The organism is Streptococcus mobilis (assembly GCF_059727625.1).
This window is the reverse complement of record NZ_AP041823.1, coordinates 1,849,827-1,873,088: the sequence shown is the minus strand read 5'-3', so window position 1 is coordinate 1,873,088 and position 23,262 is coordinate 1,849,827. Positions and strand designations below refer to the sequence as shown.

Below are 23,262 nucleotides of genomic sequence, written 5' to 3'. Positions count from 1 at the left end.
GGAATTTATGATGTTTGTAATTAAAGAAGTCAAGGGTGAAGATCAAAAAATGGCAGTTGTCGCTGAGATTTTAAGGGATTTGCCAGAATGGTTTGGAATACCAGAAAGCACGCAAGCCTACATTGAAGGAGCTAAGGATTTACGAGTTTGGGCTGCTTATCAAGAAAGTGATGTAGTAGGGTTTATAAGTTTATCATATTCGAGTGAAGATTGTGCTGAAATTGACTGTCTCGGAGTGAAGAAAAACTTTCAAGGGCAAGGGGTTGGCAGTCAGTTGCTTTTTACCTTAGAATCAGAGACTGCTAAAACTGTTGATTATCTACAAGTAAAAACTGTAGCAGAAGGTTCTAATAAGAACTACGATCGAACCAATGTCTTTTATCGTAGTGTTGGATTTAAAAAGTTAGAGATTTTTCCATCTTTATGGGATCCACAGAATCCATGTCAGATTCTGATTAAAAAGATCAACTAAAAGTGCTTGACATCCGCTATCAGAGTGCTATACTAAGAAGGTAATCGCCGATTTAGCTCAGTTGGTAGAGCAACGCACTCGTAACGCGTAGGTCACAGGTTCGATCCCTGCAATCGGCATAGAAAAAATCTGCTTTGAAGGAGCGAGACGACGAATGATGGTGATCACATATTCGTTCGGTCTCGCTCTTTTTTTGACCGCATAGGCACCTTTTTTGACCACTTAGTCAAAAGTCCTTGTCTCCGTAGGAGCTCTCTGCTATCATAGAATCATCAAAGGAAGAAATACTTCCGAATAATCAAAATGAGGTATATGATGATGAAAAAACTACTTGGACTTGGATTTATTTTGGTTGCTCTTGCAGTTGTGACAATGGGAATGGTTGGTTTTCCAAAGCTCGATGTGAACATCTGGCCCCTATTTCCTGTTCTCTTATTTGCATTCTTTACACTTGAAAATCTCTTGAAAAAAGATTACAAGGCAAGTGTTATCTGCGCCTTGATCGCATTTATGATTGCAAATGCGATTTACGATGTCCTGCCGGTTTCAAATGGTCTGGTCATCACAGCAGGTGTGCTCGCTTGCGTAGGTCTTAGTTTTCTTTTACCGGATAAGGAAAGTAATAAATAAAGAAAGGAGGCTGGGATAAAAGTCCTAGCCTCTCAATTGTCTTTGGATTGTAGAGCAAGACGCAGTGGTTGAGTGGGCTCTACTACGCTGATTTCATCAGCTTTTACAGCCCTACTCAACTGTGCGGAGGTGGGACGACGAAATCGAATTCTAACGAATTACCGATTTCTGTCCCACTCTCTTTTTTACTTCTCAAAAACTACCTCTTGATGGGGAAAACGTGCCACTTACTGAAAAGCCCTTGTTTTGTTTTCAACAGCTGTTATAATGGTACTATCAAAACGTTGGGAAAGGAGTTTTATGAAAGTTAGAATCGAATTGGATCCATCAATGGATGAGCCTGAGATCTTGATTCGAGCTCCGCGCTTGACCCCGGAGTTGACCCAGCTGCAAGAGAGAATCCTCGAACAAAAAGTCGCTCCTTTAGCCTTCTACAAGGATCGAAGTGAGTATTTTCTGGATGTGGCATCGATCCTCTTTTTTGAGACGGACGGGGAGAAGATTTTTGGACATACCAAGGACGAGGCCTATGAGGTCAAGCAAAAGCTCTATGAGTTGGAGGAGCTGCTTCCCATCGCCTTTTGTCGGATTTCCAAATCCACTATTGTCAACGCCAAGCAGATCTACTCTCTGGAAAAGTCTTTTTCAGGGACTAGCACGGTCAATTTCTACCAGACCCATAAGCAGGTTCACGTATCTAGACGCTACTATCAACTCTTAAAAGAACGACTAAATGAAATGAGGTAATATCATGAGAAAAAAATTAATTGGAGTATTCTTAATTCTTTTAGCAGCCTTAATCCTCTTACAAGGCTATTTTGTAAAATGGGACATCAGCATCTGGACCTTGGCTTGGGTCACCTTGCTTGCTGTCCTGTCCCTCTCTAGTTTCTTAAAACGCCATTTTGGTTGGGGCTTCATCTATGGACTTTTAGCCCTCTTTTGTCTCAATGGGCAATACCATTTCCTCCCAGTTTCAAATTCAGTTGTCATCCTTTCCTCAATTCTCGCTGTGATTGGGCTCAACATTTTGTTTAAACCCTCTAAGAAAACAAAAGCCCGCCTAGCTTCCTATTCTGCTGGGTCCATGAGTAAGTCGGATGGCAATGACATTGATGTCACTTTTTCAACAGTGACAAAATATCTCAATGACCAACACTTTACCCGCGGAAGTGCAGATGTGAGTATGGGAGAAGCATCGGTTTATTTTGACAATTGCCGTATTGAAGGTCCTTCTGCTCAGTTTGTTGTCGATGTTTCCCTTGGGAGTCTGAGCCTCTATGTACCAAGCGATTGGCGCGTCCATGTAAATGTGGATAATTCCCTATCAGCGATCCAGCATCAGGAAAATCCAAGTACTCTGACAAGCAAGGATTTCTACATTACGGGCGATGTTTCCTTAGGAAATCTGGAAATTATCTATGTCGGAGCGAATTCGTTTTCTTAAGTCGGAAATGAAAAACTTTGGCCAAAAGCTTGCCAAGAGAGATTTTTTTTGGTAATATAGTACGGTATGTGGTGCTAGCACATCCGTTATATTAGATCTAATAGGAGGAAACACAGAAATGGCTAAAGTATGTTATTTCACAGGTCGTAAGACTGTATCAGGTAACAACCGTTCACACGCTATGAACCAAACAAAACGTGCCGTAAAACCAAACCTTCAAAAAGTAACTGTCCTTATCGATGGTAAACCTAAAAAAGTTTGGGCTTCAGCTCGTGCATTGAAATCTGGTAAAGTAGAACGCGTTTAATAAAGAATATAGAACCTCATAGAGGTTCTTTTCTTTTTCTCTAGAGACAGCTGTCACAGCGGGAGAAGAATAATCCCTACCCTTTTACAGCTGATCTCTTTTATGGTAAAATAGAATATAAAATACTTTTGAGGTAGAAATTATGACAGTAAAAATCAATACAAAGGACGGTCAAATTGAATTGACTGATGAGGTTATCGCAACTGTTGTAGGCGGTGCCGCTACTGAGATCTTCGGTGTGGTTGGAATGGCCAGCAAAAATGCGATCAAAGATAATTTCCAAGCCCTCCTAGGGAAAGAAAACTTCTCTAAAGGTGTTGTTGTCAAAACAACGGAAGCAGGAACTATCGCAGTTGATGTTTACACTGTTTTGAGCTATGGAACAAAGATTAGCGAAGTCTCAAAAAATATTCAAGAACGTGTGAAATTTAGTTTGGAAAATCAACTTGGAATCACTACGGATACTGTGAATGTCTATATTCAAAATATCAAGATTGTGGGAGAATAATCGTGGCTAATATTACTACAAGTTTATTTCAAGAAATGGTTCAAGCGGGGGCTACGCGCTTAAATAAACAAGCGGAATATGTAAACTCTTTGAACGTCTTTCCTGTACCAGATGGAGATACAGGGACTAATATGGGAATGACCATCGAAAATGGGGCCAAAGAAGTATCTGACCGTTCTGCATCAACTGTTGGAGAAGCGGCAGGGATCTTCGCTAAAGGTCTCTTGATGGGGGCGCGTGGGAACTCAGGAGTCATCACTTCTCAATTGTTCCGCGGATTTTCTCAAAGTGTCAAAGACAAAGAAGAATTGGATGGAGCAGCACTTGCAGCAGCCTTCCAATCTGGGGTAGAAGTTGCTTATAAAGCCGTTATGAAGCCGGTTGAAGGAACCATTTTGACGGTTTCTCGTGGAGCAGCCATCGGGGCTAAGAAAAAAGCAGAATCTACCAACGATGCAGTAGAAGTTATGCGTGCCGCTCTTGAAGGAGCTAAAACTGCTCTTGCGAAGACTCCAGATATGTTGCCAGTCTTGAAAGAAGTTGGCGTGGTAGACTCTGGTGGTCAAGGGTTGGTCTTCATCTATGAAGGATTCTTGTCAGCCTTGACAGGTGAATTCATCGCTTCTGAAGAGTTCCAAGCAACACCTGCAACCATGTCAGAAATGATCAATGCAGAACACCACAAGTCAGTCGCTGGCCATGTCGCAACTGAAGACATCAAGTTTGGTTACTGTACAGAAATCATGGTCGCTTTGAAACAAGGTCCAACCTATGTCAAAGACTTCGATTATGATGAATTCCGTAACTATTTGAACAACCTTGGGGATTCTCTATTGGTGGTGAATGACGATGAGATTGTCAAAGTTCACGTCCATACAGAAGATCCAGGTCTTGTCATGCAAGAAGGTCTTAAGTACGGAAGCTTGGTCAAGGTGAAAGTCGACAACATGCGTAACCAACACGAAGCGCAAGTTGAAAAAGAAGAACGTCAAGCCAAACCAGTTGAAGAAAAAGAATATGCCATCATCGCAGTAGTTGCTGGTGATGGATTGGCTGATATCTTTAAAGCGCAAGGAGTTGATTACATCATCTCTGGTGGTCAAACCATGAACCCATCGACAGAAGACTTTGTCAAAGCAGTTGAAGAGTTGAATGCGCGCAACATCATTATCTTGCCAAACAACAAAAATATCTTGATGGCCGCTCAATCTGCAGCAGAAGTGATTGATCAACCTGCAGCAGTTGTTGAGACCAAGACTATCCCTCAAGGATTGACTAGTCTTCTTGCCTTTGATGAAAGCAAATCGATCGAAGAAAACTACGAACGCATGAGCGCTTCATTGGATGATGTTGCGTCTGGTAGTGTGACAACAGCGGTTCGCGATACCACTATTGATGGGCTTGAAATCCATGAAAATGATAATCTTGGAATGGTCGATGGCAAAATCGTTGTTTCAAATCCAGATATGATGGAAACCTTGGAAGAAACATTCGCTCATATGTTGGATGAAGACAGTGAAATTGTGACCATCTATGTCGGTGAAGACGGCAGTGAGGAGTTGGCAAATGAATTGGCCCAAGCCCTTGCTGAAAAATACGAAGATGTAGAAGTAGAAATCCACCAAGGTGGCCAACCTGTCTACCCATACTTGTTTAGTGTAGAATAATTGAACAGAAGGTTCCTTTCGGAACCTTTTTTGTATATAGAAAAACGAGGAGATTCCTATTAAAGCAGCGTGATTCAGAGGGATTGAGACTGAAGTGAACCCTCCACGGAGGCTTTATTCGTGAGAAAAAGGAGTTTCTGCAAAAAGTCTCACATTCATCAGTTTTTTATTCAAATTGAAGAGCTTGAAATGAGGGGGAAATGGTTTGAGCAGTGGAGTTTTTAGACAAGAAAGACGCGATATGTTATACTGGTATCAGTATGTGAAAGGAGAGTTATAAAAATGAAGAAATTTTTTGTAACCCTTGGGCTAGCCATTTTGGTATTGACTGGTTGTTCGCAATCCCAAACAAAGAAAACTACAACCGCTAGCTCATCTAGCAGTTCCTCTGTTAAAAAAGAAGTAAAAAATGAAGAAAAAACCACAACCTTAGTAGGAGATATCAATGGAACAAAACACCGGGATATCATCAAGTCTAAGGGAGATAAGGTAGAAAACCTTCGCATCGAAGTGACGGCCGATCTGCCCCAACAACTTGGGACCATCGCAGCAGAAAAGTCACCTGAAGAGCTCACAGCAGCCATTCAAGCTTTGCTGGAGCAAAATGAAGACTATAAGAAGCTAAAAACCGTTCCCGGTTTTAGTTTGGAATACACAGTCACCCCAGAAAAGAAATTGCTCTCAACCAGTGTGATTGACCTCAACCAAATTGACGCCAAGTCTCTAGAAGAAATTTCTTACTTCAAAGATGCTGGACTCAATGATTTGAAAAACATGAAGGCAGATGCCTTGGTAAAGGCCTTGAAACTGCATGGCATGAAAGAAGAAGGTCAGTAAGAAGAATAGAAAAAGTCGAGTGAAGTCACTTGGCTTTTTTTAGTGACTTTTGTCATGTGAGCGAGTGACAAAATTATCTAGTGGCTGTTATTTTCTTTCGCTATAATATAGTCAGAAAGTAAGAGGTAAGGAAAAATGAAACAATGGTTCTATAAAGTGTTTACGTTAACAGTGGTGGGGATGGTCGTCTATTTGATCTTTTCAAAGGATGATAGTCTCTATTACCATTTTCCTTGGGAATTATTTGCTGGGATTGGCATCATGAGCTGGGCGGTTCAAGAAGGATTGAAAATGATCAAGGCTGTTAAAAAGGAGATGGAGCAATGAAAAAGAAGTTTGAAATTGGATTGGTAGCTGTTTTGTGTTTGCTCCTTTGGGCAACTGAGATGATGACGGGCTGGTTTTCTGCCCATTTTCCTAGCTGGTTTTTCCAAACAGTTTGTGGAGTGACCTTGGTCGTCTTTGTCATCATTCCAGCTGGTCAAATCTGGTTGAAAGGAGAGTCTCATGAGTGTCATTAGAGTAGAGAACTTGAACAAAAGTATCAAAGGAAAGGTGATCCTAGAAGATCTTTCTTTCACAGTGGAACGGGGGGATTGTCTGGCTTTGATCGGGCCAAACGGAGCTGGGAAAACAACCTTGATGAACTGTCTTCTGGGAGATATGAAGGCGACTTCTGGGATTATTGAAGTAGAGGGGAAGGCACCTGGTCATCCTCAGTTAAAGGCTAGTGTGTCCTATCTCCCTCAAGAGAATGCCATCGTTCAAAAGTTAACCGTGCAGGAACTGATCAACTTCTTTCGCTCTATTTATCCCCAACCCTTAACAGGGGAAGAAATTGATGATTTATTACGTTTTAGCTCAGAACAAAAGAAACAATTGGCTAGTAAGTTGTCTGGTGGTCAAAAGCGCCTCTTATCCTTTGTTCTAACCTTGATTGGTCGTCCTAGCTTACTGTTCTTAGATGAGCCAACTGCGGGAATGGATACGTCCACTCGCCAACGCTTCTGGGAGATTGTTGGGCATTTAAAGGAAGATGGTGTGACCATTGTCTATTCTTCACATTACATCGAGGAAGTAGAGCACACGGCCGATCGAATTTTGGTCTTGCATCAGGGGCATTTGCTTCGGGATACGACACCTCTCGCTATGAGAAGCGAAGAGGTAGAAAAACATTTCACCCTGCCCTTACGCTACCAAGCTCTAGTGGCAGAGATGGAAGGCATTGGTCAAGTGGTCATTAAACCCGATGCTCTTCAGGTTGTGACACGCGACGCCAATCGTTTGTGGACTCGCTTGCAAGAAGAAGGATGTTCGATCCAAGAAATCGAAGTGACCAATCGAAGTTTATTGGATTCTATTTTTGAAAATACAAAGGAAGTAGGTAGAGAAGATGAAACGCATGAAAGCTCTCGGCGTGGTTGAGTGGCATTTGACCAGTCGCCAGGCCATTTATTACTTGTTATCAATTGGGATGCCCACGGCCTTTTATCTTTTCTTTTCAGGGATGTACCAGGACACGCCAGGGGCACCCGCTCACTTTATGAGGGATTATCTTTTGTCCATGACGGCTTTTTCCATGATGTCTACGGCTATCTTTTCTTTTCCAACCGTTCTTGAAACCGATCGACTCAATAATTGGCAAAAAGTCTTGCGCCATACCCCCGTATCTATGGTAGAATATTATCTAATAAAGGTTGTGGGTCTCTTTGTCGATTTTCTCCTATCGATTGGAGTTGTCTTTACCGTAGGCCATGTGGTGCGGCATGTGAATATGCCCCTGCAGGATTGGATCTTAGGAGCCTTCCTTCTCATCCTAGGAAGCCTAGCGTTTGTGGCTCTCGGTCTGGTCTTGACCCTGCTTCCTTCTAGTCAATTGATGTCTGTTGTAGGTAATCTCCTTTACATGGGACTGGCTGTCATGGGAGGGCTATGGATGCCGATTAGTCTCTTTCCAGAATGGATGCAAGCCATCGGCAAATGCTTACCAACCTATCAATTGATGGAACTGATTAAGACCTTTTTAAACAAGGGACAGGTTAATGTCTTTGCGAGTGTCTATTTAACCTTGTTTACCCTGGTCTTGTTTGCCCTTGTTATCATCTATCGTCGTCATTCTGAGGTTCGTTCATGATTGAAAAACTCAAACATATTCACCATATGTTTTACGTAGGCTTAATCTTTATGGCCTTTCCCTTTGCTTCTATTTTCTTAGGGCAGATTCCCTGGTGGCATTTCTTTTTAGCCATCTTCTTTATGATAAGCTATCTAGGAATCCTCATTACTGAAAATAAGAAACTGACCTGGCTTTTTTGGATTTATCTTCTACTTTATATTGCAGGAAATACCTTTTTTGTTGGAACTAGCTTTTGTTGGTTTTACTATTATCTGAGCAATATTTTGCTCTATCGTTTAGGGATTCGCGATTTTCGCTCGCCCTTTCTTTGGACGGCTGTTGGATCACTACTGATCCTTTTTGGAGCCCTGTTATTTAATAGGGAGATGAGAGAAAATGATTGGCTTTTTGTACTGATCATCTGCTTGTTCATCGCGATTATGACCTATAGTATGGCCCGGGCTGAGATGATGGAAGAGTTGAAAGCTGACCATGCCAAGCAAAATGCCCAGATCAATCTTTTGCTGGCAGAAAACGAGCGCCATCGGATTGGCCGTGATCTGCATGACAGTCTAGGACACACCTTTGCCATGCTCAGTGTCAAGGCGGACCTAGCTGATCAATTCTTAGCATTGGGTCAGGTTGAGAAGGCGCAGGAGCAGGTGCAAGAGATTCAAGCCATCAGTCAAGAGTCCATGCACCAAGTCCGAGAGATTGTCGAGAACTTGAAGCAGCGAACCCTAGCAAGAGAGCTAGAAACCGTCAAGCAGATGCTGGAAGTAGCGCAAATCAAAGTGGAGATTCAAAACGAGCTCGATACTGCTAGCATCTCGCCAATCCTGGAATCTGCTCTGGCCATGGTATCTCTGGAATTAGCCACCAATATGATCAAACACGCCAAAGCGACGCAGGCCCTTCTCTCTTATCGCTCCACCGAGACAGGTGTAGAAATGATCGCAGAAGACAATGGCATCGGCTTTGACAAAGTTTCCGACAAGGACCTGCACTCGATTCGCGAACGAATTGCCTTGTTGGGAGGAGAGCTGGAGATCAGTCATCAACACAAGCCGACCCGAATAGAAATACGGATCCCCTATCAAGAAAGGAAATAAGATGCGCTTATTAGTTGCTGAAGACCAAAGTATGTTGCGCGATGCTCTCTGCCAGCTCTTGCTCCTGCAAGAGGATGTGGAAGATGTCTTGCAGGCTGGCGATGGACAAGAGGCCATTCGTTTACTCGAAACACATCCAGTCGATATTGCGATTTTAGATATCGAAATGCCCATTAAAACAGGGTTAGAAGTGCTGGAGTGGGCTAAAAGTCAACAACCCCAGCTCAAGGTCGTCATCGTTACCACCTTTAAGCGACCGGGCTATTTCGAGCGGGCCCTCAAGGCTGGAGTCGATGCCTATGTCTTAAAAGAACGCCGCATTACGGATTTGATGGCGACTCTTCATGCAGTATTAGCAGGGCAAAAAGAATATTCGCCTGAATTAATGGAAGGGATTTTAACCCATCCCAATCCTCTAAGCCCTCAAGAAAAGGCAGTTTTAAAAGAAGTCGCAAAAGGGGCTTCTAACCAAGAAATTGCGGATCGCTTATTTCTCTCAAACGGGACCATCCGCAATTATATGTCAGCCATTCTGACTAAGTTGGATGCGGAAAACCGGACCGAAGCGGCAAAAATTGCCCAAGAAAAGGGTTGGTTATAAGGAAGAAAAGTTTCTAGGATTTCCTAGAGACTTTTTTTCTGATGGATGTAGCATTTTTAGAAAAACTCTCATTATTCGGATTTGGATAGAAAATTCAGAAAATTTACTATTTTTCCTTGAAATATTTTCTAAAAATGGTATGATAGTAGCATGCTAATTTGATATACAAAGTACTGGAAAGGAGAGACATGGAGAAAATTACCTTAGAAACTGCAAAAACCGGTTCAGAGCTCGTTCTTGAAACCCTGCGTGATTTGGGCATTGACACGATTTTTGGTTATCCTGGTGGAGCGGTTTTGCCTTTATACGATGCCATCTATAGCTTTGAGGGTATCCAGCATATCTTGGGTCGTCATGAACAAGGATGCTTGCATGAGGCTGAAGGCTACGCCAAATCAACTGGAAAGCTGGGTGTCGCAGTCGTCACTAGTGGACCGGGGGCTACAAATGCCATTACAGGGATTGCAGATGCCATGAGCGATAGCGTTCCCCTATTAGTCTTCACTGGTCAAGTCAATCGTGCTGGGATCGGGAAAGACGCCTTTCAAGAAGCGGATATCGTGGGAATTACCATGCCCATCACCAAGTACAACTATCAAGTACGTGAGACGGCAGATATTCCACGAATTATCACAGAAGCTGTCCATATTGCGACGACCGGCCGTCCTGGCCCTGTGGTAATTGACCTTCCAAAGGATGTGTCTGCTTTAGAGACAGATTTTATCTATGAACCAAGTGTGAAGCTTCCAAGCTACCAGCCTACCATTGAACCCAATGAATTGCAGATCAAAAAGATTTTGAAGCAATTGAGTAAGGCTAAAAAACCAGTTCTTCTTGCTGGTGGTGGGGTGAGTTACGCTGGAGCTGCAAAAGAGTTGATTGCTCTAGCAGAGCGCTATCAGATTCCGGTAGTGACCAGTCTGTTAGGTCAAGGAACGATTGCGACCAGTCATCCTCTTTTCCTAGGGATGGGAGGAATGCACGGATCCTTCGCGGCCAATATCGCTATGACAGAGACGGATTTCATGATCAGTGTTGGTTGTCGATTTGATGACCGTTTGACAGGGAATCCAAAGACTTTCGCTAAAAATGCTAAGGTTGCCCATATCGACATTGATCCTGCAGAGATTGGTAAGATCATTGCTGTCGACATTCCTGTTGTTGGCGATGCAAAGAAAGCCTTGCAACAATTGCTAGCAGAGCCAACGGTTCATAACAACACAGAAAAATGGATCGAAAAGGTGACCCAAGATAAGAACCGGGTTCGTTCATACGACAAGAAAGAACGGGTTGTGCAGCCACAAGCTGTGATTGAACGCATTGGAGAGTTGACCAAGGGAGACGCTATTGTCGTCACAGACGTTGGACAACACCAAATGTGGGCGGCTCAATACTATCCTTACCAAAATGAGCGCCAATTGGTAACATCTGGTGGTCTAGGAACGATGGGATTCGGTGTTCCTGCAGCTATCGGAGCGAAAATTGCCAATCCAGATAAAGAAGTTGTTCTCTTTGTCGGAGATGGTGGTTTCCAAATGACCAACCAAGAATTGGCGATCTTAAATATTTATAAGGTTCCGATCAAGGTCGTTATGCTCAACAACCACTCGCTTGGGATGGTCCGTCAATGGCAAGAAGCCTTCTATGATGGTCGGACGTCAGAGTCAGTCTTTGATAGCCTTCCGGATTTCCAATTGATGGCGCAAGCTTACGGGATCAAGAATTATAAATTTGATAATCCTGAAACTCTGGAGAAGGATTTGGAAGTCATCACAGAAGATGTACCAATGTTCATCGAAGTAGACATTTCTCGGAAAGAGCATGTGTTGCCGATGGTACCAGCTGGTAAGAGTAATCATGAGATGTTGGGGGTGAAGTTTAATGCGTAGAATGTTAACAGCCAAACTTCAAAACCGCTCAGGTGTTCTGAACCGCTTTACTGGAGTCTTGTCGAGACGTCAAGTCAATATCGAAAGCATCTCTGTTGGCGCAACAGAAAACCCTAATGTATCGCGGATTACCATTATCATTGATGTTGCTTCGCATGATGAAGTAGAACAAATCATCAAACAGCTCAACCGCCAAGTGGATGTGATCCGTGTCCGGGATATCACTGATAAACCACACTTGGAGCGCGAAGTGATCCTGGTGAAAGTTTCTGCACCTGCTGAGAAGCGAGCAGAAATCTTGGCCATTATTCAACCTTTCCGTGCGACCGTGGTCGATGTAGCCCCAAGCTCTATCACCGTTCAAATGACGGGAAATGCAGAAAAGAGCGAAGCCCTCATTCGTGTTATTCGACCTTATGGGATTAAAAACATCGCCCGCACCGGTGCAACCGGATTTACTCGAGATTAATTCTCACCTTAACATTGTTAACCCCGCCTTAAAAAGGCAAATAATAAAATAGAAAAGAGATTTTACTTATGGCAGTTCAAATGGAATACGAAAAAGACGTTAAAGTACCAGCACTTGATGGTAAAAAAATCGCCGTAATCGGTTATGGTTCACAAGGTCATGCTCACGCACAAAACTTGCGTGATTCAGGTCACGATGTCATCATCGGTGTGCGTCCTGGTAAATCATTCGATAAAGCAAAAGAAGATGGATTTGAAGCTTACCCAGTTGCAGAAGCAACTAAATTGGCTGATATCATCATGATCTTGGCACCAGACGAAATCCAAAAAGATATCTACAAAGATGAAATCGCTCCAAACTTGAGCGCTGGTAAAGCTCTTGGTTTTGCCCATGGTTTCAATATCCACTTTGGTTACATCAAAGCTCCTGAAGACGTAGATGTCTTCATGGTTGCACCAAAAGGACCAGGTCACTTGGTACGTCGTACTTACACTGAAGGATTTGGTGTACCAGCACTTTACGCTGTTTACCAAGATGCTACTGGTAACGCGAAAGACATCGCAATGGACTGGGCAAAAGGTGTTGGTTCAGCACGTGTTGGTCTTCTTTCAACAACCTTCAAAGAAGAAACAGAAGAAGATTTATTTGGTGAACAAGCCGTTCTTATGGGTGGTTTGACAAGCTTGATCGAAGCTGGATTTGAAGTTTTGACAGAAGCTGGTTATGCACCTGAATTGGCTTACTTCGAAGTCCTTCATGAAATGAAATTGATTGTTGACTTGATCTACGAAGGTGGCTTCAAGAAAATGCGTCAATCATGTTCAAATACTGCAGAATTTGGTGATTTCGTAACTGGTCCACGTGTTATCGGTCCAGAAGTAAAAGAAAACATGAAAGCTGCCCTTGCTGATATCCAATCAGGTAAATTTGCACGTGAATTCGTTGAAGACCACGATGCTGGTTTCCCACGTTTGAAAGCCTTCCGTAAACAAGCTGAAGAACTTGAAATTGAAAAAGTTGGTGCTGAATTGCGTAAAGCAATGCCATTCGTTGGTCAAAACGACGATGACGCCTTCAAAATCTACAACTAATTGTCTGTAGAAGACTAAGCAAGTTGGGACACCCTGGCTTGCTTTTTTGATCAATACACAGCAACAGAGGTAAGAAATGATAACAGCAAAAGATGTGGCCAAGGCCCATAAAATATTAAGTGGAGTCGTTGTCAATACGCCCCTTGAATACGACCACTATTTATCTGAAAAATATGGGGCAAAGATTTATTTGAAAAAAGAAAACGCCCAACGTGTTCGTTCGTTTAAGATTCGTGGAGCGTATTTTGCAATTTCTCAACTCTCGAAAGAAGAGCGTGAGCGTGGGGTAGTGTGTGCTTCTGCGGGAAACCATGCGCAAGGGGTTGCTTATACTTGTAATGAAATGAAGATTCCAGCAACCATCTTCATGCCGATCACAACACCGCAACAAAAGATCGGCCAAGTCCGATTCTTTGGTGGGGATTACGTAACTATTAAGTTGGTGGGGGATACCTTTGACGCGTCAGCTAAGGCAGCTCAAGAATTTACTCTTGCAGAAAAACGAACCTTTATTGACCCGTTTGATGATCCACACGTACAGGCTGGCCAAGGAACAGTGGCCTATGAAATTCTTGAGGAAGCTCGAAAAGAATCGATTGCCTTTGATGCTGTCCTTGTTCCTGTTGGTGGAGGAGGCCTCATTTCAGGTGTTTCTACCTATATCAAAGAAACGGAGCCTCGGATTGAGGTCATTGGGGTAGAGGCTGAAGGAGCCCGCTCCATGAAGGCTGCTTTTGAAGCAGGTGGTCCCGTCAAATTACCAGAAATCGATAAGTTTGCAGACGGGATTGCTGTGCAAAAAGTGGGACAATTGACTTATGAAGTGACCCGCCAGCATGTGGAAACTTTGGTTGGAGTCGATGAAGGCTTGATTTCAGAGACCTTGATTGATCTTTATTCCAAACAAGGGATCGTAGCTGAACCAGCAGGAGCAGCTAGTGTGGCCTCCCTTGAAATCTTGCGCGAATACATCAAGGGGAAAACCATTTGTTGTATTATCTCAGGTGGGAATAATGACATCAACCGTATGCCTGAGATGGAAGAACGGGCTTTGATCTACGATGGAGTAAAACACTACTTTATCGTCAACTTCCCACAACGTCCAGGAGCTCTTCGCGAATTTGTAAATGATATCTTAGGACCAAATGATGATATCACACGTTTTGAATACATCAAGCGTGCTAGTAAGGGGACTGGCCCTGTCTTGATTGGGGTTACTTTGGCCAATAAACATGACTATGCAGGCTTGGTCAACCGTATCGAGCGTTTTGATCCGTCTTTCATTAACTTGAACGGAAATGAAACACTCTATAATATGCTGGTCTGAGTATCATGCAGAAATAATCGATTATTTAAGCAATATATTTTTATGGAATATATTGCTTTTTTATGAAGACTTGTGATATGATATGCGTAAATTAAAAGGAGGAACTTTTTATGTCTGGATTTTTTATCTTTATTTTATTCTTGCTAATGGTTGCAGGATTCATTGTGATTAGCTCACTATATGTGGTCAAGCAACAATCAGTTGCCATCATCGAGCGTTTCGGACGTTATCAAAAAATTAGCGATAGTGGCATTCATATGAGAGCGCCTTTTGGCATCGATAAAATTGCAGCACGAGTTCAATTGCGCGTCTTGCAGAGTGAGATCGTGGTTGAAACAAAAACTCAGGATAACGTATTCGTTACCATGAATGTGGCGACGCAATACCGAGTGAACGAAAGCAACGTAAAGGATGCCTACTACAAACTCATGCGTCCAGAATCACAGATTAAATCATACATTGAAGATGCTTTGCGTTCTTCTGTGCCTAAGTTGACCTTGGATGAATTATTTGAGAAAAAAGATGAAATCGCTCTTGAAGTTCAAAAACAAGTAGCAGAAGAAATGTCAACTTATGGATATATTATTGTTAAAACCTTGATCACCAAAGTTGAGCCAGATGCCGAAGTGAAACAATCCATGAACGAGATCAATGCAGCGCAAAGAAAACGCGTGGCAGCTCAGGAATTGGCAGAAGCAGACAAGATTAAGATCGTTACCGCTGCCGAAGCAGAGGCGGAAAAAGACCGTTTGCACGGGGTTGGTATTGCCGAGCAACGGAAGGCCATTGTCGATGGATTGGCAGACTCTATTAAAGAGTTAAAAGGTGCGAATGTAGACTTGACCGAAGAGCAAATCATGTCTATTCTCTTAACCAACCAGTACTTAGATACCTTAAATAATTTTGCGGATAAAGAAGGGAATAATACGATTTTCCTACCAGCAAACCCAGATGGTGTCGAAAACATTCGTACACAAATATTATCTGCCTTGAAAGCAAAGTAAACTTTTTATCATTTTTTAAAAAAGGTTCGTATTTTCAGCGATTTTAGTTGACAAAATGTGCAAAAAAATTTATATTAGTATTGGAAATAATAATATAGGAGAAAGATCATGGCTAAATCGAACTTTGAAAAAGTAGAATCAGTTGTTGGATGGGTACGTGATAAGAAAATTACTGGGTATCGTATCAGCAAAGAAACAAATGCCCGTGAAATGTCTATCATTGCCTTGGCTCAAGGACGTGCAAAAGTGAAGAATATCTCGTTTGAAACTGCACTTGGATTGATTGATTTTTATGACAAAAATCATCAAAAATTCGAAGATTAATTTGTTGTTCCAATTGAAAACCAGAGAGTTTGCTCTCTGGTTTTTTTCGATGCCTCAAAAGCAGAAGCGGTACAAAAAAACAGCTTGCGTCCATACTGGTAAGCAAACTGTTTCAAGAAATTAATGTAAGAAGCGTTGAAGGAATTCCTTGGTCCGTTCTTCTTTGGGATTGCTAAAGATTTCTTTTGGATCTCCTTGCTCAGCGATGACACCCTTGTCCATGAAGATGACCCGGCTAGAGACATCGCGGGCAAATTCCATTTCGTGGGTGACGACAATCATGGTGAGTCCTTCTTTTGCAAGGTCCTGCATGATTTTCAAGACTTCCCCAACCATTTCTGGGTCTAGGGCAGAAGTTGGTTCATCGAAGAGAATGGCATCAGGATCCATTGAGAGGGCACGTGCGATGGCGACCCGTTGCTTTTGACCACCTGAAAGTTGTTTCGGACGGGCAGCCCAATATTGAGATCCCATACCGACTTTTTCAAGGTTTTCTTTGGCAACTTTCTCTGCAGTTTCACGATCACGCTTGAGGACGGTCGTTTGTGCAACGATGGTATTTTCCAAGACGTTTAAATTTTCGAAGAGATTAAAACTTTGGAAAACCATCCCCAATTTCTCACGGTAGTGGGTAAGATCATACTCAGGATCAAGAACATTTTGCCCACGATAGAGAATCTCTCCAGCTGTAGGAGTCTCCAGAAGATTGATGGAGCGAAGGAAGGTTGATTTTCCGCTACCAGAGCTCCCGATGATGGAGATCACCTCTCCTTTTTCAACCGTAAGGGAAATATCTTTCAAAACCTCATTTTGACCATAAGATTTTTTTAAATGTTGGATTTCAAGAATTTTTTCTGCCATTATTTCACCTCATTGACTTGCATTTGATTGGCACCTGTAGTATAAGTATCAGAATCTAAGCGACGTTCGATGTAGCGAAGGATTCGTGTGATAGTAAAGGTGAGAACGAAGTAAATCACAGCGATGATCGTAAAGGTTGGGAAGTATTTGAAGTTCTGTGTTGCAACCGTATTTCCTGTGAAGTAAAGTTCAACTACAGAAATAACGTTCAAGACAGAGGTGTCTTTAATGTTAATGACGAATTCATTCCCCGTTGCTGGCAAGATATTGCGAATAACTTGTGGAAGTACAACCTTGCGCATGGTTTGTCCATGGGTCATTCCCAGTGCCGTAGCTGCTTCAAATTGCCCCTTATCCACAGCGTAGATCCCACCACGAACAATTTCACTCATGTAGGCACCTGTGTTGATAGATACGATGACGATGGCAGCGAGAGTCCGGTCGATTGAAATACCAAAGGCTTGAGCTGTTCCGTAGTAAATAACCATAGATTGTACAATCATAGGTGTCCCACGGAAGATTTCAATATAGACGTTCAAGAACCAACCAAAGGCAGTTTGGAATCCAGCAAGGACTTTATTTTTTGCTTTTGGAGCCGTCCGGTAAACTCCAATCAATAACCCAATAATCAAACCAGCAATTGTCCCAGTCATAGAAATCAAGAGGGTCATTCCGGTTCCACGTAAGAACTGTGGACTACTTTCTTTTAAGATGTTTACAACTTGGTCAAAGAACGATTCTTTACTCTCAGTAGTATCTGTTGAAACAGGTTGTTTTGTCACCATGTCGTCCATTAGTTTGACCTGTTCTTTAGTGGGAATGTTTGCTAAAGCAGCATTGACTTTGTCAATCCGGCTATCACCTTTTTTCATACCGATAGCGATCGCGGCATCTTCTTCGCCAACTTTAAAACCATTTTTGAATTGAATCATTTTAAAATTTGAATTGGCAGATTCAGCTGTCAATGCTTCGGGACGTTCTGAAACATAGGCATCGATGACACCAGATTCTAAAGCTTGGCGCATTTGGGCAAAGTCGCCCATAGCAGTTACTTTTTTAGAACCTTTTAGTTGTGAAATAAGATTATATAGGTAGACACCTTGTTGAGAGGTGACCTTTGCATCTTTAAAGTCATCTAAGGTAGTAGCATTTGCATATTTTCCATCTTTGCGAACGAGCATAACTGGCTCGCTGGTATAGTAGCTGTTAGAGAAAGCTATTTCTTTTTTTCGTTCTGCGGTAGGACTCATCCCTGCAATGATCATATCAATTTTTCCAGATGATAAAGCTGGGATTAATCCATTCCAAGATGTTTTGACAATTAGTGGTTTTTTTCCAAGTTTCTCTGCTACCTTTTTGGCGATTTGAACATCATATCCATTGGCATATTGATTCGTACCATCAATCTTAACAGCCCCATTTGAATCGTCTTTTTGAGTCCAGTTAAAAGGTGCATAGGCAGCCTCCATACCAATGCGCAGATAACCCTCTTCTTTTACAGGGTGAGTGATCGCCAGAAAAATTAACAGAAAAGTTACTATTCCGACAAAGACCCCAATGATTGTTTTTTTCATGTTTTCTCCTCTTCCTTATTTTAACTTCTCCTATTGTACAGTAAAAAAGGCTGCATTTCAAACATGGTCCTCTTTTTATTTAAAAAATGCTATAATAATACAAAGGAGCGTGATCAAATGAAAAAGTATTTGTATGTTTTTTTCGCCTTTCTGGCCTGCCTTTTTGTCAGTCAGAATGTCCATGCATCTAGTCCATCTTATGATGTACTTTACTATGGTGGAACCTTGACCTTGGACACCTGGGACGACGCCACCTATGAGGAAGAACTGGTTTATTATTTCAAAGATTCTTATAGAGGGCAGTATGTTAGCCTAGGAACTGCGGGCAACATGCCACAAGGCTTTGCAATTGAGATACCGCCAAAGGTTGAGGTGGAAGGTCGTGATCTTCAAAGAGAACCCGAGATTACGAATCTAGGTGATGGCTACCGAGTGAAAATTTATAACAGTGGTGTAGCGACAGATACTGTCAAAATTAAAGTTACATGGAAATTAAAAAATCTCCTCTATTCACACAAGGATATCTTGGAGTTGAACTGGAAACCGATCACAGATGGTGATCAGAAGGTGGATGAAGTTCAGTTTCGTGTCATCCCTAAGTTTGCACCAGCTAATGCCCAATCGGAACTGTATATCCATACAGCCTTTATGGGACCGGATGTGACTGTAAAGAAAGAAGATGGAATCTATTCTGCCACCTTCTATAACCTAGGCAAAGGAAAGGCTGTGGAGTTGTATGGTTACTGGTTGAAGTCAGACCTAACTACTTTGTATGATTCTGGTCGAAATACAGGATTGACCAAATTGGATGAATTTCACAAGAACCAAGCTAAAATTGAACAGGAAAAATACTGGACACGCATGTTTTGGAACTGGATCTTGCCAGCCTTCATTATTGCACTCTGGCTTCTTTCTCTCTTGGGTCGCAATCGGTTCAAAAAAATGATTTGGCCTGGTGTGACCTATCCGACCGATACTCGTCTTTATGAAATTCCACAGGATATTGCACCTCTTGTCATGAGCTCGGTTGTTTATTCAGCTGAATTAGACGAGGCCTCCCCGACTAATAAAGAGAAGGCGACTCCGCCGGTGTTTACATTTGAAAAAATGCTTCAAGCTACTTTGCTGGATCTGATGGACCGTGGAGTGATTGTCTACGAGCAACAAGGAAATGAAGTCGTTTTGACGAGAAAGTCTCATGGACATGTGGATGATTTTGAACGCTCCTTTATGAATATGGCTTTTGGGGATCAAGTTTCCTGTCCTGTTAACCGTCTCTTTGAGAATTATAAATTTAGTGATGATGTATACAAACATGCCAAAAAAGCAGATCAAGATGCCATTCGTTCACTAGGAAGTTGGGCTCAGGGCCGCTTTGATACGGCTGTCAACCAAGTGGCCCGAGATGTTCATCGCAAGGTGGAAGATCTCCATTTGCCAAGCTACTATCGCCCTTTAGAAGCAAAAGAAGAAGCGCAAGCTAGACGAAGTCTCTTCTTTGGTTGGGCTGCTTGGTTTATCGCTCTTGGAGCAGAAATCTTTGCTATCTTTGGGATGGGGTGGTTCTCTGTTCCTTGTTTGATAGGGATCCTCATACTTTGGTTTATGCCAGTGCGCTTCAATGGTGTCTTTAAAGCCTGCCTACGAGATGGGGTTGTCAATCTTGCGGGTGCTGAGCAACGCTATTACTGGGATAGTTTTGGTCGGATGTTGAAAGAGATTGCCCACCTCAACGATGCAGAGTTGCAGTCTCTGGTCCTATGGAATCGCTTATTGGTCTATGCGGCCTTGTATGGTGTAGCTGATCAGGTCACAAAGGTCATGAAGCTTCGGAATATTCATTTAGAAAATCAAGCCTTAAACGCCTTCGTTTATACTCCGTTCTATCATGATGTGACCCACTCAAGTCATGCCATGTCTACTTATGGATCGACAGCATCGACAGCTAGTCATTTCACAGTTTCCTCTGGTAGTGGAGGAGGTTTCTCCGGTGGTGGAGGCGGAGGAGGCTTTGGTGCCTTCTAAGCAGCGCTGAGAATGGTATTGGTCGCTCTTTCCCTTCTAGTTTAGAAGGCCTGGTCCAGTCCATAGATTTATGATATAATAGAGCAAATGTAAGTTTAGGAGAAAAAGATGTTTCTGATCGAATTAATCAAGGCGGTTCTTTTTGGGATTGTCGAGGGGATTACAGAATGGTTACCGATCTCAAGTACAGGTCACTTGATTCTGTTACAGGATTTTGTGCAGTTTAAAAATCAAGATCCGGCCTTTATGGAGATGTTCAATGTCGTGATCCAATTGGGTGCAATCCTAGCGGTTGTGGTGATTTATTTCGATAAATTATATCCCTTCAAACCTGGTAAATCTCCACTAGAAGTACGTCGAACTTGGCAATTATGGGCAAAAGTTGCGGTTGCAACCCTCCCACTTGTCTTTGTTTTTAAATTAGATGATTGGTTTGAGGCGCATTTCCACAATTCGATTTCCGTTGCGATTATGTTGATCACCTACGGGATTGCCTTTATCTATCTGGAAAGACGGGAACAAGTTGAGCCAGCAGTAACGGAATTGCATAAGCTACCTTATCGAACAGCTCTTTATATCGGACTCTTCCAAGTTTTATCGCTATTTCCAGGAACAAGCCGTTCAGGTGCTACGATTGTAGGTGGCTTGATCAATGGTGTTAGCCGTCCAGTAGTGACAGAATTTACCTTTTATTTGGGGATCCCAGCTATGTTTGGGGCTAGCCTCTTAAAGGTTGGAAAATTCGCTCTTGGAGGGCATTCACTAGCACTGGGGCAACTCTTTATTCTACTGGTAGCGATGGGAGTGGCCTTTGTGGTCAGCATGTACGCCATCCGCTTCTTGACAGATTATGTGAAAAATCATGATTTCACCGTCTTTGGGAAATACCGGATCGTTCTTGGTTCCGTCTTGTTATTGTACGGACTCTTCCGTGTTATTTTCTAAGAGAAGGCTTGAACTCGATCAAATTATTTTCGAGGTTGGAGACTTTTGTCCCGACCTCTTTTCTATGCATCCTTTTTTTGAATTCTATCCAATTTTTTAGTATAATAGTAAGACTAGAAGTATGAGGTTATGCTATGAAGATGAAGCAAATTAGTGATTCAACAATTAAGATCACGATTCAACTAGAAGACTTAGAAGAACGTGGGATGGAAATTGCTGATTTTCTTGTCCCACAAGAAAAAACAGAAGAATTTTTCTACGCCATTTTGGATGAACTCGAAATGCCAGAAAGCTTCCTGGATAGCGGGATGCTGAGTTTTCGTGTGACGCCAAAACCAGATAAATTGGATGTTTTTGTTACCAAATCCAAAATTGACCAACAATTGGATTTTGAAGATTTGTCAGATCTTCCTGATATGGAAGAGTTGTCGCGCATGACGCCAGATGAATTTATCAAAACCTTGGAAAAAACGATCTCTGATAAGACAAAAGGGGATGCAGAAGCCATTCACCATTTGGAACAAGAAGAGTTGCGGGACAATCGAGAACAAGATCCGACACCTGAATCCCCAGTGACTCAGTATATTTATTACATTTTGCGTTTTTCAAATATCCAACAAGCAGTTGCCTTTTCAAAAACGGTGACTTACCCAGTAGATACCTCTGAATTGTACAAGATGGGGTCGGAATATTATTTGACAGTGCTAATTGATACAGAGAATCAGCCTATCCAATATCCTACTTGGTTACTCGCAACTATTCGAGAGTATGCGGATGATTCAGAAGTGACACGGGCAGTTTTACAGGAGCATGGGTATTTATTGATGGTATCAGGTGCGATAGAGAATTTAAAGAAAGTTGCTAGTTTATGATGTCCTTTTCTCTGCAATTTATTCTGATATTGATCGGGACCTTTTTGATTGCGCTTGTGTTGACGCCTTTGGTTCGTTTATTATCATTTAAAATCGGTGCAGTTGATTACCCTAATGCTCGACGAATCAATACCAAGCCCATGCCAAGTGCTGGTGGATTATCTATTGTAATCGCCTTTTCGATCGCAACCTTAGTATTCATTCCTATGCTGACATCTAATGCTGCACCAATCAAAAGTTATCTCTCTTATACCTTGCCGGTTGTAGGTGCAGGATGGATCATTGCTCTTACAGGCTTGATCGATGATGTGAAAGAATTGTCAGCCAAAAAGAAGATGATTGGCATTCTTCTTGCAGCGAGTATAGTCTGGTTTTTGACCGATTTCAGGCTGAATGATTTCAAGATTCCCTTTGGTGGTCCTTTGCTTCATTTTGATCCGTGGTTATCATATCTTTTAACAGTGATTTGGATCATTTCTATTACCAATGCGGTCAATTTGATTGATGGATTAGATGGTTTGGTGAGTGGTGTATCCATTATTTCTCTAGTGACAATGGGGATTGTTTCCTATTTCTTTCTGCCAGTTCCAAATCTCTTCTTGACCATGACCATTTTTGTTTTAGTTGCAGCAATCGCTGGATTTTTCCCCTTTAACTACCATCCAGCCATTCTTTATCTGGGAGACACCGGTGCTCTGTTTATCGGATTTATGATTTCTGTCTTGTCTTTGCAAGGATTGAAAAATGCGACAGCTGTTGCGGTAGTCACGCCAATGATTATCCTCGGAGTTCCGATTACAGATACCTTTTTAGCCATTATCCGTCGGACTTTGTCTGGTCAAAAATTTTACAAACCGGATCGCAATCACCTACATCACCGTCTGCTTTCTTTAGGCTTGACGCACCGAGGGACAGTACTTGTGATCTATGGGATCTCGATGATCTTTTCCTTGATTTCTCTACTGCTCAATATTTCAAGTCGAATTGGGGGCATTTTGCTCGTGATAGGACTTTTGTTTGGAGTGGAGTTGTTAGCAGAATTGATCGGGGTTCTGGGGCCAAGCCACAGTCCCTTATTAAATGTCCTACGTTACATTGGAAATTCTTCTTACCGTGAAGAAGTGCGACAGAAACGGAAAAAACGAACTAAATAAGAATAGTTCTAATCAAAAGAAAAGCCAATT

The 23,262-nt window shown here is 42.3% G+C and carries 26 protein-coding genes and 1 tRNA gene; 25 read left to right on the top strand and 2 right to left on the bottom strand.

Going from position 1 to position 23,262, the window contains the following annotated elements; translation table 11 throughout:
• Positions 1–10: 10 nt before the first annotated feature.
• From AC6IZR_RS09015 to AC6IZR_RS08915, 21 genes are all read left to right on the top strand, one after another.
• The gene (locus AC6IZR_RS09015; protein WP_150906781.1) at positions 11–472 is read left to right on the top strand and encodes a GNAT family N-acetyltransferase; all 462 of its coding nucleotides are present in this window, start codon (positions 11–13) and stop codon (positions 470–472) included.
• A 46-nt stretch (positions 473–518) separates the two neighbouring features.
• Positions 519–591, top strand: a tRNA-Thr gene (locus AC6IZR_RS09010).
• 199 nt (positions 592–790) lie between these two features.
• Positions 791–1,102, top strand: a complete 312-nt coding sequence (locus tag AC6IZR_RS09005) for a LiaF transmembrane domain-containing protein (RefSeq protein WP_049471759.1) — start codon at positions 791–793, stop codon at positions 1,100–1,102.
• 300 nt (positions 1,103–1,402) lie between these two features.
• A complete protein-coding gene (locus AC6IZR_RS09000) occupies positions 1,403–1,849 on the top strand; it encodes a LytTR family DNA-binding domain-containing protein (protein ID WP_003004160.1) in 447 nt (148 codons plus the stop codon).
• A gap of 4 nt (positions 1,850–1,853) precedes the next feature.
• On the top strand, positions 1,854–2,549 hold the full coding sequence (locus AC6IZR_RS08995; protein ID WP_455238366.1) for a LiaF transmembrane domain-containing protein: 696 nt from the start codon (positions 1,854–1,856) through the stop codon (positions 2,547–2,549).
• Between the two features lie 118 nt (positions 2,550–2,667).
• On the top strand, positions 2,668–2,856 hold the full coding sequence (rpmB, locus tag AC6IZR_RS08990) for a 50S ribosomal protein L28 (RefSeq protein WP_001140948.1): 189 nt from the start codon (positions 2,668–2,670) through the stop codon (positions 2,854–2,856).
• A 142-nt stretch (positions 2,857–2,998) separates the two neighbouring features.
• Entirely contained in the window at positions 2,999–3,364 is a 366-nt protein-coding gene (locus tag AC6IZR_RS08985; protein WP_003004393.1) for an Asp23/Gls24 family envelope stress response protein, read from the top strand.
• A 2-nt stretch (positions 3,365–3,366) separates the two neighbouring features.
• Complete coding sequence (locus AC6IZR_RS08980; protein WP_371585717.1) at positions 3,367–5,031, top strand: DAK2 domain-containing protein; 1,665 nt, start codon at positions 3,367–3,369, stop codon at positions 5,029–5,031.
• A gap of 282 nt (positions 5,032–5,313) precedes the next feature.
• Positions 5,314–5,868, top strand: coding sequence for an SP0191 family lipoprotein (locus AC6IZR_RS08975; protein ID WP_023919327.1), 555 nt, complete (start codon positions 5,314–5,316; stop codon positions 5,866–5,868).
• 135 nt (positions 5,869–6,003) lie between these two features.
• The gene (locus AC6IZR_RS08970) at positions 6,004–6,195 is read left to right on the top strand and encodes a hypothetical protein (RefSeq protein WP_014712940.1); all 192 of its coding nucleotides are present in this window, start codon (positions 6,004–6,006) and stop codon (positions 6,193–6,195) included.
• Entirely contained in the window at positions 6,192–6,389 is a 198-nt protein-coding gene (locus tag AC6IZR_RS08965) for a hypothetical protein (protein ID WP_497848458.1), read from the top strand. Before AC6IZR_RS08970 ends, AC6IZR_RS08965 begins: the two co-directional genes overlap by 4 nt.
• Positions 6,376–7,293 carry an ABC transporter ATP-binding protein gene (locus AC6IZR_RS08960; protein WP_497848457.1) on the top strand — a complete coding sequence of 306 codons (918 nt, stop codon included), beginning with the start codon at positions 6,376–6,378 and terminating at the stop codon, positions 7,291–7,293. Before AC6IZR_RS08965 ends, AC6IZR_RS08960 begins: the two co-directional genes overlap by 14 nt.
• Entirely contained in the window at positions 7,262–8,002 is a 741-nt protein-coding gene (locus tag AC6IZR_RS08955) for an ABC transporter permease (protein ID WP_061604940.1), read from the top strand. Before AC6IZR_RS08960 ends, AC6IZR_RS08955 begins: the two co-directional genes overlap by 32 nt.
• On the top strand, positions 7,999–9,096 hold the full coding sequence (locus tag AC6IZR_RS08950; RefSeq protein WP_497848456.1) for a sensor histidine kinase: 1,098 nt from the start codon (positions 7,999–8,001) through the stop codon (positions 9,094–9,096). Before AC6IZR_RS08955 ends, AC6IZR_RS08950 begins: the two co-directional genes overlap by 4 nt.
• 1 nt (position 9,097) lies before the next feature.
• On the top strand, positions 9,098–9,697 hold the full coding sequence (locus AC6IZR_RS08945) for a response regulator transcription factor (protein WP_155173090.1): 600 nt from the start codon (positions 9,098–9,100) through the stop codon (positions 9,695–9,697).
• 188 nt (positions 9,698–9,885) lie between these two features.
• Positions 9,886–11,586 carry an acetolactate synthase large subunit gene (locus AC6IZR_RS08940; RefSeq protein WP_003004603.1) on the top strand — a complete coding sequence of 567 codons (1,701 nt, stop codon included), beginning with the start codon at positions 9,886–9,888 and terminating at the stop codon, positions 11,584–11,586.
• Positions 11,579–12,055, top strand: coding sequence for an acetolactate synthase small subunit (gene ilvN / locus AC6IZR_RS08935; protein WP_003010242.1), 477 nt, complete (start codon positions 11,579–11,581; stop codon positions 12,053–12,055). Before AC6IZR_RS08940 ends, ilvN begins: the two co-directional genes overlap by 8 nt.
• Positions 12,056–12,123: 68 nt before the next feature.
• Positions 12,124–13,146 (top strand): ketol-acid reductoisomerase, encoded by a 1,023-nt coding sequence (gene ilvC / locus AC6IZR_RS08930; protein WP_003004157.1) that lies wholly within the window; start codon positions 12,124–12,126, stop codon positions 13,144–13,146.
• Positions 13,147–13,222: 76 nt separating this feature from the next.
• Entirely contained in the window at positions 13,223–14,473 is a 1,251-nt protein-coding gene (ilvA, locus tag AC6IZR_RS08925) for a threonine ammonia-lyase IlvA (protein WP_049488677.1), read from the top strand.
• Between the two features lie 110 nt (positions 14,474–14,583).
• Positions 14,584–15,477: an SPFH domain-containing protein gene (locus AC6IZR_RS08920; protein WP_031576451.1), complete on the top strand. Its 894-nt coding sequence runs from the start codon at positions 14,584–14,586 to the stop codon at positions 15,475–15,477.
• 108 nt (positions 15,478–15,585) lie between these two features.
• Entirely contained in the window at positions 15,586–15,801 is a 216-nt protein-coding gene (locus AC6IZR_RS08915; RefSeq protein ID WP_003004771.1) for a capsule biosynthesis transcriptional regulator, read from the top strand.
• A gap of 120 nt (positions 15,802–15,921) precedes the next feature.
• Here AC6IZR_RS08915 and AC6IZR_RS08910 read toward each other — a convergent pair whose 3' ends face one another.
• Positions 15,922–16,662 carry an amino acid ABC transporter ATP-binding protein gene (locus AC6IZR_RS08910; protein WP_003010256.1) on the bottom strand — a complete coding sequence of 247 codons (741 nt, stop codon included), beginning with the start codon at positions 16,660–16,662 and terminating at the stop codon, positions 15,922–15,924.
• Positions 16,662–18,236 carry an ABC transporter substrate-binding protein/permease gene (locus AC6IZR_RS08905; protein ID WP_342983551.1) on the bottom strand — a complete coding sequence of 525 codons (1,575 nt, stop codon included), beginning with the start codon at positions 18,234–18,236 and terminating at the stop codon, positions 16,662–16,664. Before AC6IZR_RS08905 ends, AC6IZR_RS08910 begins: the two co-directional genes overlap by 1 nt.
• A gap of 117 nt (positions 18,237–18,353) precedes the next feature.
• On the opposite strand from AC6IZR_RS08905, the gene AC6IZR_RS08900 reads away from it, so the two are divergent.
• The 4 genes from AC6IZR_RS08900 (at position 18,354) to AC6IZR_RS08885 (ending at position 23,232) form a co-directional block, all read left to right on the top strand.
• Complete coding sequence (locus tag AC6IZR_RS08900) at positions 18,354–20,261, top strand: DUF2207 domain-containing protein (protein WP_023919311.1); 1,908 nt, start codon at positions 18,354–18,356, stop codon at positions 20,259–20,261.
• A gap of 108 nt (positions 20,262–20,369) precedes the next feature.
• Positions 20,370–21,206, top strand: coding sequence for an undecaprenyl-diphosphate phosphatase (locus tag AC6IZR_RS08895; protein WP_070587444.1), 837 nt, complete (start codon positions 20,370–20,372; stop codon positions 21,204–21,206).
• Positions 21,207–21,340: 134 nt separating this feature from the next.
• Positions 21,341–22,078, top strand: a complete 738-nt coding sequence (gene mecA, locus AC6IZR_RS08890) for an adaptor protein MecA (RefSeq protein ID WP_070587441.1) — start codon at positions 21,341–21,343, stop codon at positions 22,076–22,078.
• Positions 22,075–23,232 carry a glycosyltransferase family 4 protein gene (locus tag AC6IZR_RS08885; protein ID WP_101770835.1) on the top strand — a complete coding sequence of 386 codons (1,158 nt, stop codon included), beginning with the start codon at positions 22,075–22,077 and terminating at the stop codon, positions 23,230–23,232. The genes mecA and AC6IZR_RS08885 overlap by 4 nt, the downstream gene beginning before the upstream one ends.
• Positions 23,233–23,262 lie beyond the last annotated feature (30 nt).

Bases quoted from the DNA above. Each gene is read 5' to 3' on its own strand.
- AC6IZR_RS08960 (WP_497848457.1), top strand. From the start codon at position 6,376: ATGAGTGTCATTAGAGTAGAGAACTTGAACAAAAGTATCAAAGGAAAG.
- AC6IZR_RS08955 (WP_061604940.1), top strand. From the start codon at position 7,262: ATGAAACGCATGAAAGCTCTCGGCGTGGTTGAGTGGCATTTGACCAGT.
- AC6IZR_RS09015 (WP_150906781.1), top strand. From the start codon at position 11: ATGTTTGTAATTAAAGAAGTCAAGGGTGAAGATCAAAAAATGGCAGTT.
- AC6IZR_RS08910 (WP_003010256.1), bottom strand. From the start codon at position 16,662: ATGGCAGAAAAAATTCTTGAAATCCAACATTTAAAAAAATCTTATGGT.
- AC6IZR_RS09005 (WP_049471759.1), top strand. From the start codon at position 791: ATGAAAAAACTACTTGGACTTGGATTTATTTTGGTTGCTCTTGCAGTT.
- AC6IZR_RS08975 (WP_023919327.1), top strand. From the start codon at position 5,314: ATGAAGAAATTTTTTGTAACCCTTGGGCTAGCCATTTTGGTATTGACT.
- mecA (WP_070587441.1), top strand. From the start codon at position 21,341: ATGAAGATGAAGCAAATTAGTGATTCAACAATTAAGATCACGATTCAA.
- AC6IZR_RS08950 (WP_497848456.1), top strand. From the start codon at position 7,999: ATGATTGAAAAACTCAAACATATTCACCATATGTTTTACGTAGGCTTA.
- ilvC (WP_003004157.1), top strand. From the start codon at position 12,124: ATGGCAGTTCAAATGGAATACGAAAAAGACGTTAAAGTACCAGCACTT.
- AC6IZR_RS08900 (WP_023919311.1), top strand. From the start codon at position 18,354: ATGAAAAAGTATTTGTATGTTTTTTTCGCCTTTCTGGCCTGCCTTTTT.
- AC6IZR_RS08920 (WP_031576451.1), top strand. From the start codon at position 14,584: ATGTCTGGATTTTTTATCTTTATTTTATTCTTGCTAATGGTTGCAGGA.
- rpmB (WP_001140948.1), top strand. From the start codon at position 2,668: ATGGCTAAAGTATGTTATTTCACAGGTCGTAAGACTGTATCAGGTAAC.
- ilvN (WP_003010242.1), top strand. From the start codon at position 11,579: ATGCGTAGAATGTTAACAGCCAAACTTCAAAACCGCTCAGGTGTTCTG.
- AC6IZR_RS08995 (WP_455238366.1), top strand. From the start codon at position 1,854: ATGAGAAAAAAATTAATTGGAGTATTCTTAATTCTTTTAGCAGCCTTA.
- ilvA (WP_049488677.1), top strand. From the start codon at position 13,223: ATGATAACAGCAAAAGATGTGGCCAAGGCCCATAAAATATTAAGTGGA.
- AC6IZR_RS08965 (WP_497848458.1), top strand. From the start codon at position 6,192: ATGAAAAAGAAGTTTGAAATTGGATTGGTAGCTGTTTTGTGTTTGCTC.
- AC6IZR_RS08985 (WP_003004393.1), top strand. From the start codon at position 2,999: ATGACAGTAAAAATCAATACAAAGGACGGTCAAATTGAATTGACTGAT.
- AC6IZR_RS08940 (WP_003004603.1), top strand. From the start codon at position 9,886: ATGGAGAAAATTACCTTAGAAACTGCAAAAACCGGTTCAGAGCTCGTT.
- AC6IZR_RS09000 (WP_003004160.1), top strand. From the start codon at position 1,403: ATGAAAGTTAGAATCGAATTGGATCCATCAATGGATGAGCCTGAGATC.
- AC6IZR_RS08885 (WP_101770835.1), top strand. From the start codon at position 22,075: ATGATGTCCTTTTCTCTGCAATTTATTCTGATATTGATCGGGACCTTT.
- AC6IZR_RS08915 (WP_003004771.1), top strand. From the start codon at position 15,586: ATGGCTAAATCGAACTTTGAAAAAGTAGAATCAGTTGTTGGATGGGTA.
- AC6IZR_RS08970 (WP_014712940.1), top strand. From the start codon at position 6,004: ATGAAACAATGGTTCTATAAAGTGTTTACGTTAACAGTGGTGGGGATG.
- AC6IZR_RS08895 (WP_070587444.1), top strand. From the start codon at position 20,370: ATGTTTCTGATCGAATTAATCAAGGCGGTTCTTTTTGGGATTGTCGAG.
- AC6IZR_RS08905 (WP_342983551.1), bottom strand. From the start codon at position 18,236: ATGAAAAAAACAATCATTGGGGTCTTTGTCGGAATAGTAACTTTTCTG.
- AC6IZR_RS08945 (WP_155173090.1), top strand. From the start codon at position 9,098: ATGCGCTTATTAGTTGCTGAAGACCAAAGTATGTTGCGCGATGCTCTC.